Source organism: Escherichia sp. WS1368, assembly GCF_046487485.1.
GTDB lineage: Bacteria > Pseudomonadota > Gammaproteobacteria > Enterobacterales > Enterobacteriaceae > Escherichia > Escherichia coli.
On sequence record NZ_JBJQJI010000002.1, the window covers coordinates 612,915 to 627,861 of the forward strand.

Annotated in this window: 15 protein-coding genes and 1 riboswitch; of the genes, 7 read left to right on the plus strand and 8 right to left on the minus strand. The window is 51.8% G+C overall.

What is annotated here, in order from left to right:
• Positions 1 to 118 precede the first annotated feature (118 nt).
• Together malF and malG are read left to right on the plus strand one after the other, a co-directional pair.
• Complete coding sequence (malF, locus tag ACJHYD_RS08575) at positions 119 to 1,663, plus strand: maltose ABC transporter permease MalF (protein WP_001315138.1); 1,545 nt, start codon at positions 119 to 121, stop codon at positions 1,661 to 1,663.
• 14 nt (positions 1,664 to 1,677) lie between these two features.
• Positions 1,678 to 2,568: a maltose ABC transporter permease MalG gene (gene malG / locus ACJHYD_RS08580; RefSeq protein WP_001252058.1), complete on the plus strand. Its 891-nt coding sequence runs from the start codon at positions 1,678 to 1,680 to the stop codon at positions 2,566 to 2,568.
• A 93-nt stretch (positions 2,569 to 2,661) separates the two neighbouring features.
• On the opposite strand, the gene psiE is transcribed toward malG, so the two are convergent.
• Together psiE and ACJHYD_RS08590 are read right to left on the minus strand one after the other, a co-directional pair.
• Complete coding sequence (gene psiE, locus ACJHYD_RS08585) at positions 2,662 to 3,072, minus strand: phosphate-starvation-inducible protein PsiE (RefSeq protein ID WP_000202902.1); 411 nt, start codon at positions 3,070 to 3,072, stop codon at positions 2,662 to 2,664.
• A 127-nt stretch (positions 3,073 to 3,199) separates the two neighbouring features.
• Complete coding sequence (locus ACJHYD_RS08590; RefSeq protein ID WP_000487761.1) at positions 3,200 to 3,343, minus strand: hypothetical protein; 144 nt, start codon at positions 3,341 to 3,343, stop codon at positions 3,200 to 3,202.
• On the opposite strand from ACJHYD_RS08590, the gene ACJHYD_RS08595 reads away from it, so the two are divergent.
• Positions 3,344 to 3,622, plus strand: a complete 279-nt coding sequence (locus ACJHYD_RS08595; RefSeq protein ID WP_001328330.1) for a hypothetical protein — start codon at positions 3,344 to 3,346, stop codon at positions 3,620 to 3,622. It begins immediately after the preceding gene.
• 46 nt (positions 3,623 to 3,668) lie between these two features.
• Here ACJHYD_RS08595 and ACJHYD_RS08600 read toward each other — a convergent pair whose 3' ends face one another.
• From ACJHYD_RS08600 to pgi, 5 genes are all read right to left on the minus strand, one after another.
• Complete coding sequence (locus tag ACJHYD_RS08600; protein WP_001550422.1) at positions 3,669 to 5,765, minus strand: YjbH domain-containing protein; 2,097 nt, start codon at positions 5,763 to 5,765, stop codon at positions 3,669 to 3,671.
• The gene (locus ACJHYD_RS08605) at positions 5,765 to 6,502 is read right to left on the minus strand and encodes a capsule biosynthesis GfcC family protein (protein WP_001550420.1); all 738 of its coding nucleotides are present in this window, start codon (positions 6,500 to 6,502) and stop codon (positions 5,765 to 5,767) included. The genes ACJHYD_RS08600 and ACJHYD_RS08605 overlap by 1 nt, the downstream gene beginning before the upstream one ends.
• On the minus strand, positions 6,499 to 7,137 hold the full coding sequence (locus tag ACJHYD_RS08610; protein ID WP_001305725.1) for a YjbF family lipoprotein: 639 nt from the start codon (positions 7,135 to 7,137) through the stop codon (positions 6,499 to 6,501). Before ACJHYD_RS08610 ends, ACJHYD_RS08605 begins: the two co-directional genes overlap by 4 nt.
• Before the next feature lie 113 nt (positions 7,138 to 7,250).
• Positions 7,251 to 7,493 (minus strand): exopolysaccharide production protein YjbE, encoded by a 243-nt coding sequence (gene yjbE, locus ACJHYD_RS08615; RefSeq protein WP_000757333.1) that lies wholly within the window; start codon positions 7,491 to 7,493, stop codon positions 7,251 to 7,253.
• A 353-nt stretch (positions 7,494 to 7,846) separates the two neighbouring features.
• Complete coding sequence (gene pgi, locus ACJHYD_RS08620; RefSeq protein WP_000789997.1) at positions 7,847 to 9,496, minus strand: glucose-6-phosphate isomerase; 1,650 nt, start codon at positions 9,494 to 9,496, stop codon at positions 7,847 to 7,849.
• Positions 9,497 to 9,732: 236 nt separating this feature from the next.
• A riboswitch (Lysine riboswitch) is annotated at positions 9,733 to 9,929 on the plus strand.
• A 91-nt stretch (positions 9,930 to 10,020) separates the two neighbouring features.
• On the opposite strand from pgi, the gene lysC reads away from it, so the two are divergent.
• Together lysC and ACJHYD_RS08630 are read left to right on the plus strand one after the other, a co-directional pair.
• Positions 10,021 to 11,370 carry a lysine-sensitive aspartokinase 3 gene (lysC, locus tag ACJHYD_RS08625; protein ID WP_001290317.1) on the plus strand — a complete coding sequence of 450 codons (1,350 nt, stop codon included), beginning with the start codon at positions 10,021 to 10,023 and terminating at the stop codon, positions 11,368 to 11,370.
• Positions 11,371 to 11,622: 252 nt separating this feature from the next.
• The gene (locus ACJHYD_RS08630; RefSeq protein ID WP_001207638.1) at positions 11,623 to 11,895 is read left to right on the plus strand and encodes a DUF3811 domain-containing protein; all 273 of its coding nucleotides are present in this window, start codon (positions 11,623 to 11,625) and stop codon (positions 11,893 to 11,895) included.
• Here ACJHYD_RS08630 and rluF read toward each other — a convergent pair whose 3' ends face one another.
• Positions 11,896 to 12,768 carry a 23S rRNA pseudouridine(2604) synthase RluF gene (rluF, locus tag ACJHYD_RS08635; RefSeq protein ID WP_000936365.1) on the minus strand — a complete coding sequence of 291 codons (873 nt, stop codon included), beginning with the start codon at positions 12,766 to 12,768 and terminating at the stop codon, positions 11,896 to 11,898.
• Positions 12,769 to 13,115: 347 nt separating this feature from the next.
• Between rluF and ACJHYD_RS08640 the strand changes: the two genes are divergently transcribed.
• Positions 13,116 to 14,063 carry a sugar-binding transcriptional regulator gene (locus tag ACJHYD_RS08640; protein ID WP_001550418.1) on the plus strand — a complete coding sequence of 316 codons (948 nt, stop codon included), beginning with the start codon at positions 13,116 to 13,118 and terminating at the stop codon, positions 14,061 to 14,063.
• A gap of 69 nt (positions 14,064 to 14,132) precedes the next feature.
• Positions 14,133 to 14,939, plus strand: coding sequence for an SDR family oxidoreductase (locus ACJHYD_RS08645; RefSeq protein WP_001195423.1), 807 nt, complete (start codon positions 14,133 to 14,135; stop codon positions 14,937 to 14,939).
• Positions 14,940 to 14,947: the final 8 nt, after the last annotated feature.

Below are 14,947 nucleotides of genomic sequence, written 5' to 3' on the forward strand. Positions count from 1 at the left end.
TCCGGCCTACGAAATTGAAACGTATGTAGGCCTGGTAAGGCGCGTCAGCGTCGCATCAGGCAGTTGTTGTCGGATAAGGCGTGAAAGCCTTATCCGTCCTGGAATGAGGAAGAACCCCATGGATGTCATTAAAAAGAAACATTGGTGGCAAAGCGACGCGCTGAAATGGTCAGTGTTAGGTCTGCTCGGCCTGCTGGTGGGTTACCTTGTTGTTTTAATGTACGCACAAGGGGAATACCTGTTCGCCATTACCACGCTGATATTGAGTTCAGCGGGGCTGTATATTTTCGCCAATCGTAAAGCCTACGCCTGGCGCTATGTTTACCCGGGAATGGCTGGAATGGGATTATTCGTCCTCTTCCCTTTGGTCTGCACCATCGCCATTGCCTTCACCAACTACAGCAGCACTAACCAGCTGACTTTTGAACGTGCGCAGGAAGTGTTGTTAGATCGCTCCTGGCAAGCAGGCAAAACCTATAATTTTGGTCTTTACCCGGCGGGCGATGAGTGGCAACTGGCGCTCAGCGACGGCGAAACCGGCAAAAATTACCTCTCCGACGCGTTTAAATTTGGCGGCGAGCAAAAACTGCAACTGAAAGAAACGACCGCCCAGCCCGAAGGCGAACGCGCGAATCTGCGCGTGATTACCCAGAATCGTCAGGCGCTGAGTGACATTACCGCCATTCTGCCAGATGGCAACAAAGTGATGATGAGCTCCCTGCGCCAGTTTTCTGGCACGCAGCCGCTCTACACACTCGACGGTGACGGCACGTTGACGAATAATCAGAGCGGCGTGAAATATCGTCCGAATAACCAAATTGGCTTTTACCAGTCCATTACCGCCGACGGCAACTGGGGTGATGAAAAGCTAAGCCCCGGTTACACCGTGACCACTGGCTGGAAAAACTTTACCCGCGTCTTCACCGACGAAGGCATTCAGAAACCGTTCCTCGCCATTTTCGTCTGGACCGTGGTGTTCTCGCTGATCACCGTCTTTTTAACGGTGGCGGTCGGCATGGTTCTGGCGTGTCTGGTGCAGTGGGAAGCGTTGCGCGGAAAAGCGGTCTATCGCGTCCTGCTGATTCTGCCCTATGCGGTGCCATCGTTCATTTCAATCTTGATTTTCAAAGGGTTGTTTAACCAGAGCTTCGGTGAGATCAACATGATGTTGAGCACGCTGTTTGGCGTGAAGCCCGCCTGGTTCAGCGATCCGACCACCGCCCGCACGATGCTGATTATCGTCAACACCTGGCTGGGTTATCCGTACATGATGATCCTCTGCATGGGCTTGCTGAAAGCGATTCCGGACGATTTGTATGAAGCCTCAGCAATGGATGGCGCAGGTCCATTCCAGAACTTCTTTAAGATTACGCTGCCGCTGCTGATTAAACCGCTGACGCCGCTGATGATCGCCAGCTTTGCCTTTAACTTTAACAACTTCGTGCTGATTCAACTGTTAACCAACGGCGGCCCGGATCGTCTTGGCACGACCACGCCAGCCGGTTATACCGACCTGCTTGTTAACTACACCTACCGCATCGCTTTTGAAGGCGGCGGGGGTCAGGACTTCGGTCTGGCAGCAGCAATTGCCACGCTGATCTTCCTGCTGGTGGGCGCGCTGGCGATAGTGAACCTGAAAGCCACGCGAATGAAGTTTGATTAAGGGAGATAACAAAAATGGCAATGGTCCAACCGAAATCGCAAAAAGCACGTTTGTTTATTACTCACCTGCTACTGCTACTTTTTATCGCGGCGATTATGTTCCCGCTGCTGATGGTCGTCGCTATCTCACTGCGTCAGGGGAACTTCGCGACCGGTAGTCTGATCCCGGAGCAAATCTCCTGGGATCACTGGAAACTGGCGTTAGGTTTTAGTGTGGAACAGGCTGATGGTCGCATTACGCCACCGCCATTCCCGGTACTGCTGTGGCTGTGGAACTCGGTAAAGGTCGCCGGGATTTCCGCGATTGGCATTGTGGCGCTCTCCACCACCTGCGCCTACGCTTTCGCCCGTATGCGCTTTCCAGGCAAAGCGACGCTGCTGAAAGGAATGCTGATTTTCCAGATGTTCCCGGCAGTACTTTCACTGGTCGCGTTGTATGCGTTGTTTGATCGTCTGGGTGAGTACATTCCATTCATTGGCCTGAATACTCACGGCGGCGTAATTTTCGCGTATCTGGGTGGGATTGCGCTGCATGTCTGGACCATCAAAGGCTATTTCGAAACCATCGACAGTTCGCTGGAAGAAGCGGCGGCGCTGGATGGTGCGACACCGTGGCAAGCCTTCCGCCTTGTCTTGTTACCGCTGTCAGTACCGATTCTGGCGGTGGTGTTCATCCTGTCGTTTATCGCTGCCATTACTGAAGTTCCGGTCGCGTCGCTGTTACTGCGTGACGTAAACAGCTACACCCTGGCCGTGGGAATGCAGCAATACCTCAACCCGCAAAACTACCTGTGGGGTGACTTTGCCGCCGCTGCAGTGATGTCTGCATTACCGATCACCATCGTCTTCTTGCTGGCTCAACGCTGGCTGGTCAACGGCCTGACGGCAGGTGGTGTGAAAGGTTAAAGATGTTGTTCTGCCAATGTTATGCCGCTGCACCCTCAACTTACGTTATCCCAACTTGTGACTGTTATTCGGCGCTCCACGGAGCGCCTTTTTTTACTCCCGCTTCAACCGTTTCGAATTACATAACCACAGGGTGATCACCAGCAACAGGATCGCTGCCGAGTAGATCAACACATCCAGTGGCGATTTATGATCGACGATGATCAAGCGCACAATGGCGGTGATCCCAATATAGACAAAGTAACGTAGCGGGAAGTGAAAACCGGACTGAAAGTACTTCACAATCAGCGCGATAAATTCGAAATAGAGAAAGTAAACCACCAGCCCTTCTACCAGCTCATATTTGCTGGTTTGTTCTGGCGCGAACAGCACATCAGCCAGATGCACCGTTTCTTTGCCGAGGAAGACAACCAAAATCAGGCCGAGGCACAGCAGGCCAAGATTGAGTACGGTCTGCAAAATGGTGGAGATAAACTCCACGCGCGGACGAGAGAGTGACGTCATAGCAGTACCTCCTTCACAATGGCGAGCTTCCTGTATAACGCAAAAATGTGACGGTGATCTATATTTTTTGTGTATGTTTTGTTCAACCTGGATTTAGAGAGCATCTCCCATCAACGCCGGATGCGGCCTACCCGTAGGCTGGATAAGCCGCGCCTGGCGGCGCATCCGGCAAGACAAACCGCACCATAGCCGGTACTGCAAAAATCACCCATTCAGGTGATTCCCAGCCACCAGCAATGCGCGAAAAATCGACAATGTTCCTCTGGAACAAATGAAACGTAACCTGATAAAGGTGGTAAAAATGAAGCCTTATTTTGCTGCTTTGATGTTATCAGTCTCTGTTCTTCCTGCTTATGCTGGTCCGCTCGGTACTGCTGATAAAACCGACCTACCGCAAAGCAATGTCTCCAGCCCAATGATGGCCCAGTCGCTCAGGCAACCAGACCTGCAACCAATATCGACGGACAGGAAGACAGAATGTTTTCGCCTTTACACACCAGATCGCAAACCGGGGGTGAACTGCGTTCCTGATGGCTCGACAGGCCATTAAGAATAAAGGTGCCAGTGAGTGCGAAAACTGGCACCTTTCCCATGACTTAGCGGAAATTGACGCTACGGTCGCTGGTCATGTCATACAACTGGAACTTACGCCCAAGTTGCTGACCACCGTCACGCGTCAGCGGCGTCCAGCCAATTGCCGCACGGCTGCGTGTCGGGCCAGACGAGAAGAGATCCAGCGGTACAGAGACATACACGCCTTTGGTGAAGTCCCCTTCGCCGTACTCCTCTTTCGAAACATTGGTGATCGTGGCATAGCCACCCACCACCACGCCGCTATCAAAGCGTTTGGCGATCTCCAGCGTGCCGCCTTTATCCCCTGCCAGATACTGCCCGACGCTCGCTTTCACTAACACATCCTGAGCGAAAGATGGCGTCCAGTATGCGGTCAGATGTCCGGTTTTCACGCTGTAGTCGGTGAATTTCATCATATCTTTTGCGCTACGCCAGTCGCGCTGTTTAACGTAGTTGGCATCCAGACCAAACGCCCAGTTGCTGTCCAGCGGGCGATACAACACTTCTGCCCCCGCACCGCCAAACATGGTTTCGAGATAACCACCGTAGACCTGACCGTAGAAGCCGTTGCCCAGATGCTGGAAGTAGTTGGCTTGCAGGTTATTCACATAGACATCGTTCTGCACATACTCGCGCACATGGGTACGAACGCGCGGTAAGTGCGAGTCCTGCGGTGGATTAGTGTAGTTAAACTTGTCGTAGTTGTTGGCAAGATTTGCAAACAGGCTTCCAGTGGTCAGCAGATGGTCCGTCAGCCACAAATCTGCCGTTCCCATCACGCCCAGCTGATACATGTAAAAGTTTTCCGGGCCACCGACCGACTGGTTCAGCACCGGATCGATATGGAAATCAAAGCGTGATTTGTCGATATACCAGCCCTGCTCGGTGGACTTCGGAACCACTGGCTCGACGCGTTTTTGCGCCAGCGTCGTTTCGTGGCCCAACGGCTCTCCGGCAAGATGATTTTTCAGGCTGGCGACATCGGTTTCCGTCGTCACCTGCGGCATGTTAAGGCGATTCTCCGTAATGCGGATCGTTTTGATCCCATCCGGCAGATCGTTCATCACGATCCGATTAGCACGGATGATCCCTTCGCGCGAATCACGATATTTCACCTGCTCGCCGGTGACATACAGCGTATCGCCTTTCGCCTGGATCTGCGGATCGGCCAGTCCGGCGTTGTATTTCAACAGCGTTAACTGATTTGCCACCACCGAATGCTGCAAAATGGCATCCTGCGGCTGCGGTTGATATTGCGGGCGGGCGTTATCGTTGTAGGACGGGCGCAGATCGTTAAAGTTGGTGCGCAGCGTGACGCCAAACATAAAGGTGTTGCCACGTTCATAGCTAAGGTTAACGTCGGCCCAATCGGTAACGCGATAAATCGCCCCGACGTTAAACTTACTTTTTTGCTCCAGCTTCCCGGCAAAATCCTGCTGATAATTATTGCCTTCATACTCCAGTTTCAGGCGCAGCGGTTGCCAGGGCGTCTGGTATTCCACGCCGCCAAACAGTGAGGCAGGACCGTGGAACATCTGGCTACCGTCGATAGATCCCGCCTGTTTGTAGCTGTTATCGCGATAGCAATATTTATCACTGGCTGAACAGAGCGGATTTTTCACATTACCGCTGGTGCCCAGATATCCCCATCCCAGGCCGAGCGTAAAATCGAACGGCCCCCAGGCTTTGCTGGCAACAAGATATTCCGCATCAAACAGCCCCGTACCGCCGATATCCCGCGCACCAACCGCCACTTGCGGCAGCCAGTAACTCTCTTCCCACAAACGCAGTTTGAGATCGAAGGCTTTATCTTTATACGTTTGATCGCCAGAGAACGCTTCGACGCTGCTGTACTGCCGGGTGCGCACGTCGGTGTAGCGCAGCGTTGTTTCCAGCCACGGGAAGAGTTGCACTGAAGCTGAGTAATAACGGTACTGATCGTTATCGCGATAGTTCAGGCTCAGCTCCCCTTCCCGTGCCATACGTGCGGTGGGCGTTTGTAATAATCCTACGCCACCGAAATCCGACTGCGACGGACCAATGGGCGCAGGATATGTTTCGCCGTAGCAAGCTGTGCTAATGCCCAGCGCCAGTAAGCTAAGCAGATGTCTTTTTTTCATTATTGGGGTATCCGCTGCGTCAGAGTCTGAAGAATGTCGGCGTTCAGGGCATCAGGCGTCTTACTCCAGACGGAGTCCGCGAGGCCAACATAAATAATGCTGCCGGGCATCGGCTCTACGTGACGCTTGTTCCAGTAAGCCACCGGCGCTTTTTGCGTGCGTCCGTCCGGGTAAACCACCCACGCGTAGCTGCGATCCGCACTGCTAAGCAGGTTCTGGCCGGAGAGATAGCTTGCGACGTCGCGACCTGGAGTGAATGGCTGCTTGCCAGGACGGCTGATAAGCCCGAATAACGTGACCGTGGACGGCGGTGGTCCGACCCACAGCGTGTAGTTGCCCTGCAACGGCGGGTTACCGCGTTCAGCAACGCGGACGATATCGGGATCAAGATTGATTTTTTGCCTGCCCGTCACCTTCAACGCCTGAATTTGCTGGCGTAAGGCGTTAATGGCGGCGGCATCGTCAGCGCTGGAATCTGCGGCTAGTTCTGCCAGCCGTGTCAGCAACGCCTGCTGCTGACGCAATGCTGCCGCCGTTGCCAGCTCTTCGCTAATCACCGCACCGGGCCACCAACTGTTTGCCAGCCGCGGTTGGCCTACCAGATCGATTAAATGCTCTGCCCCCGTCAGCGTTTTGGCCTCACTGCTGCCATTGCTGAATACCTTGACGGTTCCCGCCGCGAAGACCGATGACGCCCCCACACTCAAAATCAATGCGACAATAGTTTGTTTAATCATTGTTTTGCCGCCTTGATGAGAGTGGTTTTCACCGGGAAATAATCCGCGCCGAGATACTGTTCCGACTGGCGAATTTGCCCTTCGCTGTCGATCCAATAGCGGTTATGCCAGCGCGCCTGGTCGGTGGAGACGTCTTCGTCCAGCACGCGAACCGGAGTTTCATCGCTGCCGACTTTGACGGTATCGGTGCCATCCCATTTGAAGACTGAGCGTGCGGTGGCGTAGCGTACCTGCTGGTACTCGGTCCAGCCCATCGTGCGCGTCCATGTTGCACCATCAACAATTTGTGCGGGTTTAATCAGCGGGTCGGCGGCAAGGTTATTCACGTCAATCAGGTTGTCGCCGCCAAGCAAAGTCTTCACCAGACGACCATGTTGTGTGACGAGAGTGGCCTGATCCTGAGTGACCCATTTTTGTTGTCCGTCTTCAGCAAAGGCCAGCACCACAAACAATTGCGGCCCGCCATTAAGCTGCATGTACTGGCTGGCGTAGGGCATATTTTGAATATCATCGTCCGTCAGCTGTACGCCTGGCGTGCCGAACAGACTGTCCCACAGCGAATTGCCCAGCTCTTTAGTCGTGGCTGAACAGGCCTGTAATAGCAGGCAGATAAGAATGAGTGCAGGTCGCTTCACGACTCTTCTCCAGAGGGGCAGAATAACCACACCGGAGTGTGGTTATGGTAAATCCCTTCATACTTCAAGCCACAGATGCAATGACTCGAATTATTTTGGGGATACATACTTTATTACTGGGTACTGGTGGTCGTGGTTGTTGTGGTCCCGGTATTAGAACCATCACCGCCACCGGTTGCCGCGAGCGCGACACCCACCGCCGAGCTTACGGTGCTGACGCTGGTCGCGGAGGAACTCCCCGCCGAAACCGACGTTGCTGCCGACCCTGCCGCTTCGCCCACCTGTACAGGTGCAGCCCACGCAGAAGTCGCCGCAAGCGCAGATATGGCAAAAATGCCATACAGAACTTTTTTCATAACAATTTCCCTTCATTGAATGAATGGAGATTTACCCAAAAACATTTCGGGCGGGATCGAGTATACACAACTAAAGCATGCGAATTACGGTGTGGGGAATTAGCGATGGGGTTTTAGGATAATTGGAATGAATATCAAATATAAGTTTCAACTTATATATAAATAAGATTAAAAATCAAAAAGTTAAAATAAAATCAAAAATAATCAACCTACGTATTTTCCGAAATCAATCACGATTAAAAATTTATTTTAGGATTAACCTCACAGCATGATTTCCGTTAAATCACAGACAAGGGGATTTATCTGATAAAAAATGCCGACATAACGTCGGCATTTTTATTAAGGTTATTTAATTAACCGCGCCACGCTTTATAGCGGTTAATCAGACCATTGGTCGAGCTATCGTGGCTGCTGATTTCTTTATCATCTTTCAGCTCTGGCAGAATACGGTTCGCCAGTTGTTTACCCAGCTCCACGCCCCACTGGTCGAAGGTGAAGATGTTCAGAATCACGCCCTGAGTAAAGATTTTGTGCTCATACAGCGCAATCAACGCACCCAGGCTGAACGGAGTGATTTCGCGCAGCAGGATGGAGTTGGTCGGGCGGTTACCTTCGAACACTTTGAACGGCACCACGTAGTCAAGCGTTGCCGGATCTTTACCCTGATCACGATATTCCTGCTCAACCACTTCGCGGGATTTACCAAACGCCAGCGCTTCGGTCTGAGCAAAGAAGTTAGACAGCAGTTTCTGGTGATGATCAGAGAGCGGGTTATGGGTGATAGCCGGGGCGATGAAATCGCACGGTACCATTTTGGTTCCCTGGTGGATCAGCTGGTAGAACGCGTGCTGACCGTTAGTGCCTGGTTCACCCCAGATAATCGGGCCAGTCTGGTAATTCACGACGTTACCGTTACGGTCAACGTACTTACCGTTGGACTCCATATTGCCCTGCTGGAAGTACGCCGCGAAACGGTGCATATACTGGTCATACGGCAGAATCGCTTCAGTTTCCGCGCCAAAGAAATTGTTGTACCAGATGCCAATCAGCGCCAGTAGTACAGGCAGGTTTTTCTCGGCAGGCGTGGTGGAGAAATGCTTGTCCATCGCGTGTGCGCCAGAAAGCAGTTCAACGAAGTTATCAAAGCCGATGGAGAGAACAATCGACAGGCCAATCGCTGACCATAAAGAGTAACGACCACCGACCCAGTCCCAGAACTCGAACATGTTGGCGGTATCAATACCAAACTCGCCAACGGCTTTGGCGTTGGTTGAGAGCGCCGCAAAGTGTTTCGCAACGTGTTTTTCATCACCAGCCGCTTTCAGGAACCAGTCACGCGCACTATGGGCGTTGGTCATGGTTTCCTGAGTGGTGAAGGTTTTAGATGCTACCAGGAACAGCGTGGTTTCCGGGTTTACTTTTTTCAGCACTTCCGCGATGTGAGTCCCATCGACGTTAGAAACAAAGTGCATGTTCAGGTGGTTTTTGTACGGACGCAGTGCTTCGGTCACCATGTATGGGCCGAGGTCAGAACCGCCGATCCCGATGTTCACTACGTCAGTGATTGCTTTGCCGGTATAACCCTTCCACTCACCGGAAATAATCGCTTGCGAGAAGGTTTTCATCTTCTCCAGCACCGCGTTGACTTCCGGCATAACGTCTTTGCCATCAACCAGAATCGGGGTATTGCTACGGTTACGCAGCGCTACGTGCAGCACGGCGCGGTTTTCGGTGCGGTTGATCTTCTCACCAGAGAACATCGACTTAATCGCGCCCGCCAGATCGCACTCTTTCGCCAGATCTTGTAATTTCGCCAGCGTCTCTTCAGTGATGCGGTTTTTGGAGTAATCCACCAGCATCTGATCGTCGAAGGTTGCGGAGAACTTAGAAAAACGATCGCCGTCTTTAGCAAAAAGATCGGCGATCGTAACGTCTTTCATTTCATCGAAGTGTTTCTGTAGTGCCTGCCAGGCAGCGGTCTGCGTTGGATTGATGTTTTTCATTAGCAATACTCTTCTGATTTTGAGAATTGTGACTTTGGAAGATTGTAGCGCCAGTCACAGAAAAATGTGATGGTTTTAGTGCCGTTAGCGTAATGTTGAGTGTAAACCCTTAGCGCAGTGAAGCATTTATTAGCTGAACTACTGACCGCCAGGAGTGGATGAAAAATCCGCATGACCCCATCGTTGACAACCGCCCCGCTCACCCTTTATTTATAAATGTACTACCTGCGCTAGCGCAGGCCAGAAGAGGCGCGTTGCCCAAGTAACGGTGTTGGAGGAGCCAGTCCTGTGATAACACCTGAGGGGGTGCATCGCCGAGGTGATTGAACGGCTGGCCACGTTCATCATCGGCTACAGGGGCTGAATCCCCTGGGTTGTCACCAGAAGCGTTCGCAGTCGGGCGTTTCGCAAGTGGTGGAGCACTTCTGGGTGAAAATAGTAGCGAAGTATCGCTCTGCGCCCACCCGTCTTCCGCTCTTCCCTTGTGCCAAGGCTGAAAATGGATCCCCTGACACGAGGTAGTTATGTCTGAAATTGTTGTCTCCAAATTTGGCGGTACCAGCGTAGCTGATTTTGACGCCATGAACCGCAGCGCTGATATTGTGCTTTCTGATGCCAACGTGCGTTTAGTAGTCCTCTCGGCTTCTGCTGGTATCACTAATCTGCTGGTCGCTTTAGCGGAAGGGCTGGAACCTGGCGAGCGATTCGAAAAACTCGACGCTATTCGCAACATCCAGTTTGCCATTCTGGAACGTCTGCGTTACCCGAACGTTATCCGTGAAGAGATTGAACGTCTGCTGGAGAACATTACTGTTCTGGCAGAAGCGGCGGCGCTGGCAACGTCTCCGGCGCTGACAGATGAGCTGGTCAGCCACGGCGAGCTGATGTCGACCCTGCTGTTTGTCGAAATCCTGCGCGAACGCGATGTTCAGGCACAGTGGTTTGATGTACGTAAAGTGATGCGTACCAACGACCGATTTGGTCGTGCAGAGCCAGATGTAGCCGCGCTGGCGGAACTGGCCGCGCTGCAGCTGCTCCCACGCCTCAATGACGGCTTAGTGATCACCCAGGGATTTATCGGTAGCGAAAATAAAGGTCGTACAACGACGCTTGGCCGTGGAGGCAGCGATTATACGGCAGCCTTGCTGGCGGAGGCTTTACACGCATCTCGTGTTGATATCTGGACCGACGTCCCGGGCATCTACACCACCGATCCACGCGTAGTTTCCGCAGCAAAACGCATTGATGAAATCGCGTTTGCCGAAGCGGCAGAGATGGCAACTTTTGGTGCAAAAGTACTGCATCCGGCAACGTTGCTACCCGCAGTACGCAGCGATATCCCGGTCTTTGTCGGCTCCAGCAAAGACCCACGCGCAGGTGGTACGCTGGTGTGCAATAAAACTGAAAATCCGCCGCTGTTCCGCGCGCTGGCGCTTCGTCGCAATCAGACTCTGCTCACTTTGCACAGCCTGAATATGCTGCATTCTCGCGGCTTCCTCGCGGAAGTTTTCGGCATCCTCGCGCGGCATAATATTTCGGTAGACTTAATCACCACGTCAGAAGTGAGCGTGGCATTAACCCTTGATACCACCGGTTCAACCTCCACTGGCGATACGTTGCTGACGCAATCTCTGCTGATGGAGCTTTCCGCACTGTGCCGGGTGGAAGTAGAAGAAGGTCTGGCGCTGGTCGCGTTGATTGGCAATGACCTGTCAAAAGCCTGCGGCGTTGGCAAAGAGGTATTCGGCGTACTGGAACCGTTCAACATTCGCATGATTTGTTACGGCGCATCCAGCCATAACCTGTGCTTCCTGGTGCCCGGCGAAGATGCCGAGCAGGTGGTGCAAAAACTGCATAGTAATTTGTTTGAGTAAATACTGTATGGCCTGGAAGCTATATTTCGGGCCGTATTGATTTTCTTGTCACTATGCTCATCAATAAACGAGCCTGTACTCTGTTAACCAACATCTTTATCGGAGAATAATTGCCTTTAATTTTTTTATCTGCATCTCTAATTAATTATCGAAAGAGATAAATAGTTAAGAGAAGGCAAAATGAATATTATCAGTTCTGCTCGCAAACGAATTCCCGTACACTGAACTCTCTGGCTCACTGAGGGCACCAGCATGGCACTCCCCCGTATTACCCAAAAAGAGATGACTGAACGCGAGCAGCGTGAACTTAAAACACTGCTGGATCGGGCGCGGATTGCGCATGGTCGCGTACTGACCAACTCCGAAACCAACAGCATTAAGAAAGAGTACATCGATAAATTAATGGTCGAGCGTGAGGCTGAAGCGAAAAAAGCCCGCCAGTTAAAGAAAAAGCAGGCTTATAAACCGGATCCTGAAGCGTCATTTAGCTGGTCAGCAAATACGTCGACGCGCGGCAGGCGCTGATTAGCGCCCCTTCTTTTTACGCCCCGGCGAGGTAAAACGCTTACCGTTGGACGCCGGGCGACCGCCTTTTTCCGCCGTTTTTTCCATCTTAACGACTGGACGTTTAATGCCTACAGTTTTCGGTTTGGCCTTCGCTTTAGGTTTTGCCTCGGAAGAGGAATTTTCAATGAGCTTAAAGAGGTCGATTAACTCATCGTCAGTTAAATCACGCCATTCCCCCAGCGGAATGCCGCTTAAACTAACGTTCATGATGCGCGTACGTTCCAGCTTTTTCACTTCGTAACCAAAGTGCTCGCACATGCGACGGATCTGACGGTTCAGCCCCTGCACCAGGGTAATGCGGAAGACAAACGGCGCTTCTTTTTTGACTTTACACTTTTTCGTCACCGTCCCGAGGATCGGCACTCCCGCCCCCATACCACGAATAAATTCATCGGTAATCGGTTTATCGACCGTCACCAGATACTCTTTCTCATGATCGTTACCCGCACGGAGGATCTTATTCACCAGATCGCCGTGATTGGTGAGGAAAATCAGCCCCTGGGAGTCTTTATCCAGGCGGCCAATCGGGAACACGCGTTTGCTGTGGTTAACGAAATCGACAATGTTATCGCGCTCGCCATCTTCGGTGGTGCTGACAATACCGACGGGCTTGTTCAGGGCGATAAGTACCAAATCTTCGGCTTCCCGAGGCTCAATCAACTGACCGTTTACTTTCACAACGTCGCCGGGTTTCACCTGATCGCCAATGGTGGCTCGCTTGCCATTAAGGAACACATTGCCTTGCTCGATATAGCGATCCGCTTCGCGGCGTGAGCAAATTCCGCTTTCGCTGATGTATTTATTTAAACGGACTGATGAGTCGGGCAGCATAAATTCTCCTGTAAAACGCGGAATATACCGTACCTCTTAGCGGGGAAAAACAGGGTTATGCGGCAACGTCGAAATTAAATGTGATCTGCCACGCCTTTTATCACAAAAGTGTCTCCGGAAGTACGATGCAAATTTGCCTGGCAAAATAAGGATAATCAACATATTACGAACCGCTGCACACCTGTGCTGATGACTACTACGCAGAGAAACAAATGTGCAAGAGAAAGCGCTATTTCTCCCCATGCAAAGAGTGAAAAATCGCTTTGAAAGGCCATCATGATGGGGTTATATCAGATCAAGCGGTGAGAAAGCGTATTTGCACAAATGTGCAGAACCAGGAGGCGGCAATGGAAAACAGTGACGATATCCGTTTGATTGTGAAGATTGCCCAACTCTATTACGAACAGGATATGACGCAGGTGCAAATCGCGCGCGAACTGGGTATTTACCGCACCACCATCAGCCGCTTGCTTAAACGAGGCCGCGATCAGGGAATTGTCACCATCGCCATCAACTATGACTACAACGAAAATCTCTGGCTGGAGCAGCAACTGAAGCAAAAGTTTGGCCTGAAAGACGTTGTGGTGGTGTCGGGAAATGATGAGGATGAAGAGACTCAACTGGCGATGATGGGGTTACACGGCGCGCAACTGCTGGATCGCTTGCTGGAGCCTGGCGATATTGTCGGTTTTTCCTGGGGTCGCGCGGTGAGCGCACTGGTTGAAAACTTGCCGCAGGCGGGGCAATCGCGGCAGTTAATCTGCGTACCAATTATTGGCGGACCGTCCGGTAAACTCGAAAGCCGCTATCACGTAAACACATTAACCTACAGCGCGGCAGCGAAGCTGAAAGGGGAATCGCATCTCGCAGATTTTCCGGCTCTGCTGGATAACCCCTTAATTCGTAATGGGATCATGCAGTCTCAGCACTTTAAAACCATCTCTGCCTACTGGGATAATCTGGATGTCGCCCTGGTGGGAATTGGCTCACCGGCCATTCGCGACGGCGCTAACTGGCATGCGTTTTATGGTGGTGAAGAGAGTGACGACCTGAATGCCCGCCAGGTTGCTGGCGATATTTGCTCGCGCTTTTTTGATATTCACGGCGCAATGGTTGAAACGAATATGAGCGAAAAAACACTCTCTATCGAAATGAATAAATTAAAGCAGGCACGATATTCCATTGGCATTGCCATGAGTGAAGAAAAATACAGCGGAATTGTTGGTGCACTGCGTGGAAAATATATTAATTGTCTGGTAACGAATAGCAGCACAGCTGAACTATTACTGAAATAAAAATCTTCCCGATGTTTACCGTAATAAAAATTACGGCGGGTCCCTATTATCTAAAAACAGGAGTCTGTTATGCAAACGTGGTTAAATTTGCAGGATAAAATCATTATCGTCACCGGCGGCGCATCCGGTATAGGTCTGGCGATTGTAGAGGAATTATTAGCACAAGGCGCGAATGTACAGATGGTCGATATTCACGGTGGCGATGGACAATATGAAGGTCATAAAGGCTATCAGTTTTGGCCGACCGATATTTCCAGCGCCAAAGAGGTAAATCATACGGTAGCAGAAATTATCCAGCGTTTTGGTCGCATCGACGGTCTGGTTAATAACGCCGGGGTCAATTTCCCACGTCTGCTGGTCGATGAGAAAGCGCCTGCCGGGCAGTATGAACTCAACGAAGCTGCATTCGAAAAAATGGTCAATATCAACCAGAAAGGCGTTTTTCTGATGTCGCAGGCGGTGGCGCGACAGATGGTCAAACAACACGATGGCGTGATTGTGAATGTTTCCTCAGAAAGTGGGCTGGAAGGCTCAGAAGGCCAGAGCTGCTACGCCGCCACTAAAGCTGCGCTCAATAGCTTCACTCGTTCCTGGTCGAAAGAGCTGGGTAAGCACGGTATCCGTGTGGTCGGTATCGCGCCGGGGATTCTGGAAAAAACAGGACTGCGCACGCCGGAATATGAAGAAGCGCTGGCGTGGACGCGCAATATCACCGTCGAGCAGCTGCGTGAAGGCTATACCAAAAACGCCATTCCTATTGGGCGCGCCGGAAGATTAGCAGAAGTCGCTGATTTTGTTTGTTATCTGCTGTCTGAACGCGCCAGCTACATCACCGGAGTAACCACTAACATTGCGGGCGGCAAAACGCGCGGATAAGGAGGCTT

Excerpts from the sequence above, each read along its gene's own strand:
- psiE (WP_000202902.1), bottom strand. The coding sequence starts at position 3,072 with ATGACGTCACTCTCTCGTCCGCGCGTGGAGTTTATCTCCACCATTTTG.
- ACJHYD_RS08605 (WP_001550420.1), bottom strand. The coding sequence starts at position 6,502 with ATGATTAAACAAACTATTGTCGCATTGATTTTGAGTGTGGGGGCGTCA.
- ACJHYD_RS08630 (WP_001207638.1), top strand. The coding sequence starts at position 11,623 with ATGGCACTCCCCCGTATTACCCAAAAAGAGATGACTGAACGCGAGCAG.
- rluF (WP_000936365.1), bottom strand. The coding sequence starts at position 12,768 with ATGCTGCCCGACTCATCAGTCCGTTTAAATAAATACATCAGCGAAAGC.
- lysC (WP_001290317.1), top strand. The coding sequence starts at position 10,021 with ATGTCTGAAATTGTTGTCTCCAAATTTGGCGGTACCAGCGTAGCTGAT.
- ACJHYD_RS08640 (WP_001550418.1), top strand. The coding sequence starts at position 13,116 with ATGGAAAACAGTGACGATATCCGTTTGATTGTGAAGATTGCCCAACTC.
- ACJHYD_RS08645 (WP_001195423.1), top strand. The coding sequence starts at position 14,133 with ATGCAAACGTGGTTAAATTTGCAGGATAAAATCATTATCGTCACCGGC.
- pgi (WP_000789997.1), bottom strand. The coding sequence starts at position 9,496 with ATGAAAAACATCAATCCAACGCAGACCGCTGCCTGGCAGGCACTACAG.
- malF (WP_001315138.1), top strand. The coding sequence starts at position 119 with ATGGATGTCATTAAAAAGAAACATTGGTGGCAAAGCGACGCGCTGAAA.
- malG (WP_001252058.1), top strand. The coding sequence starts at position 1,678 with ATGGCAATGGTCCAACCGAAATCGCAAAAAGCACGTTTGTTTATTACT.
- yjbE (WP_000757333.1), bottom strand. The coding sequence starts at position 7,493 with ATGAAAAAAGTTCTGTATGGCATTTTTGCCATATCTGCGCTTGCGGCG.
- ACJHYD_RS08595 (WP_001328330.1), top strand. The coding sequence starts at position 3,344 with ATGAAACGTAACCTGATAAAGGTGGTAAAAATGAAGCCTTATTTTGCT.
- ACJHYD_RS08600 (WP_001550422.1), bottom strand. The coding sequence starts at position 5,765 with ATGAAAAAAAGACATCTGCTTAGCTTACTGGCGCTGGGCATTAGCACA.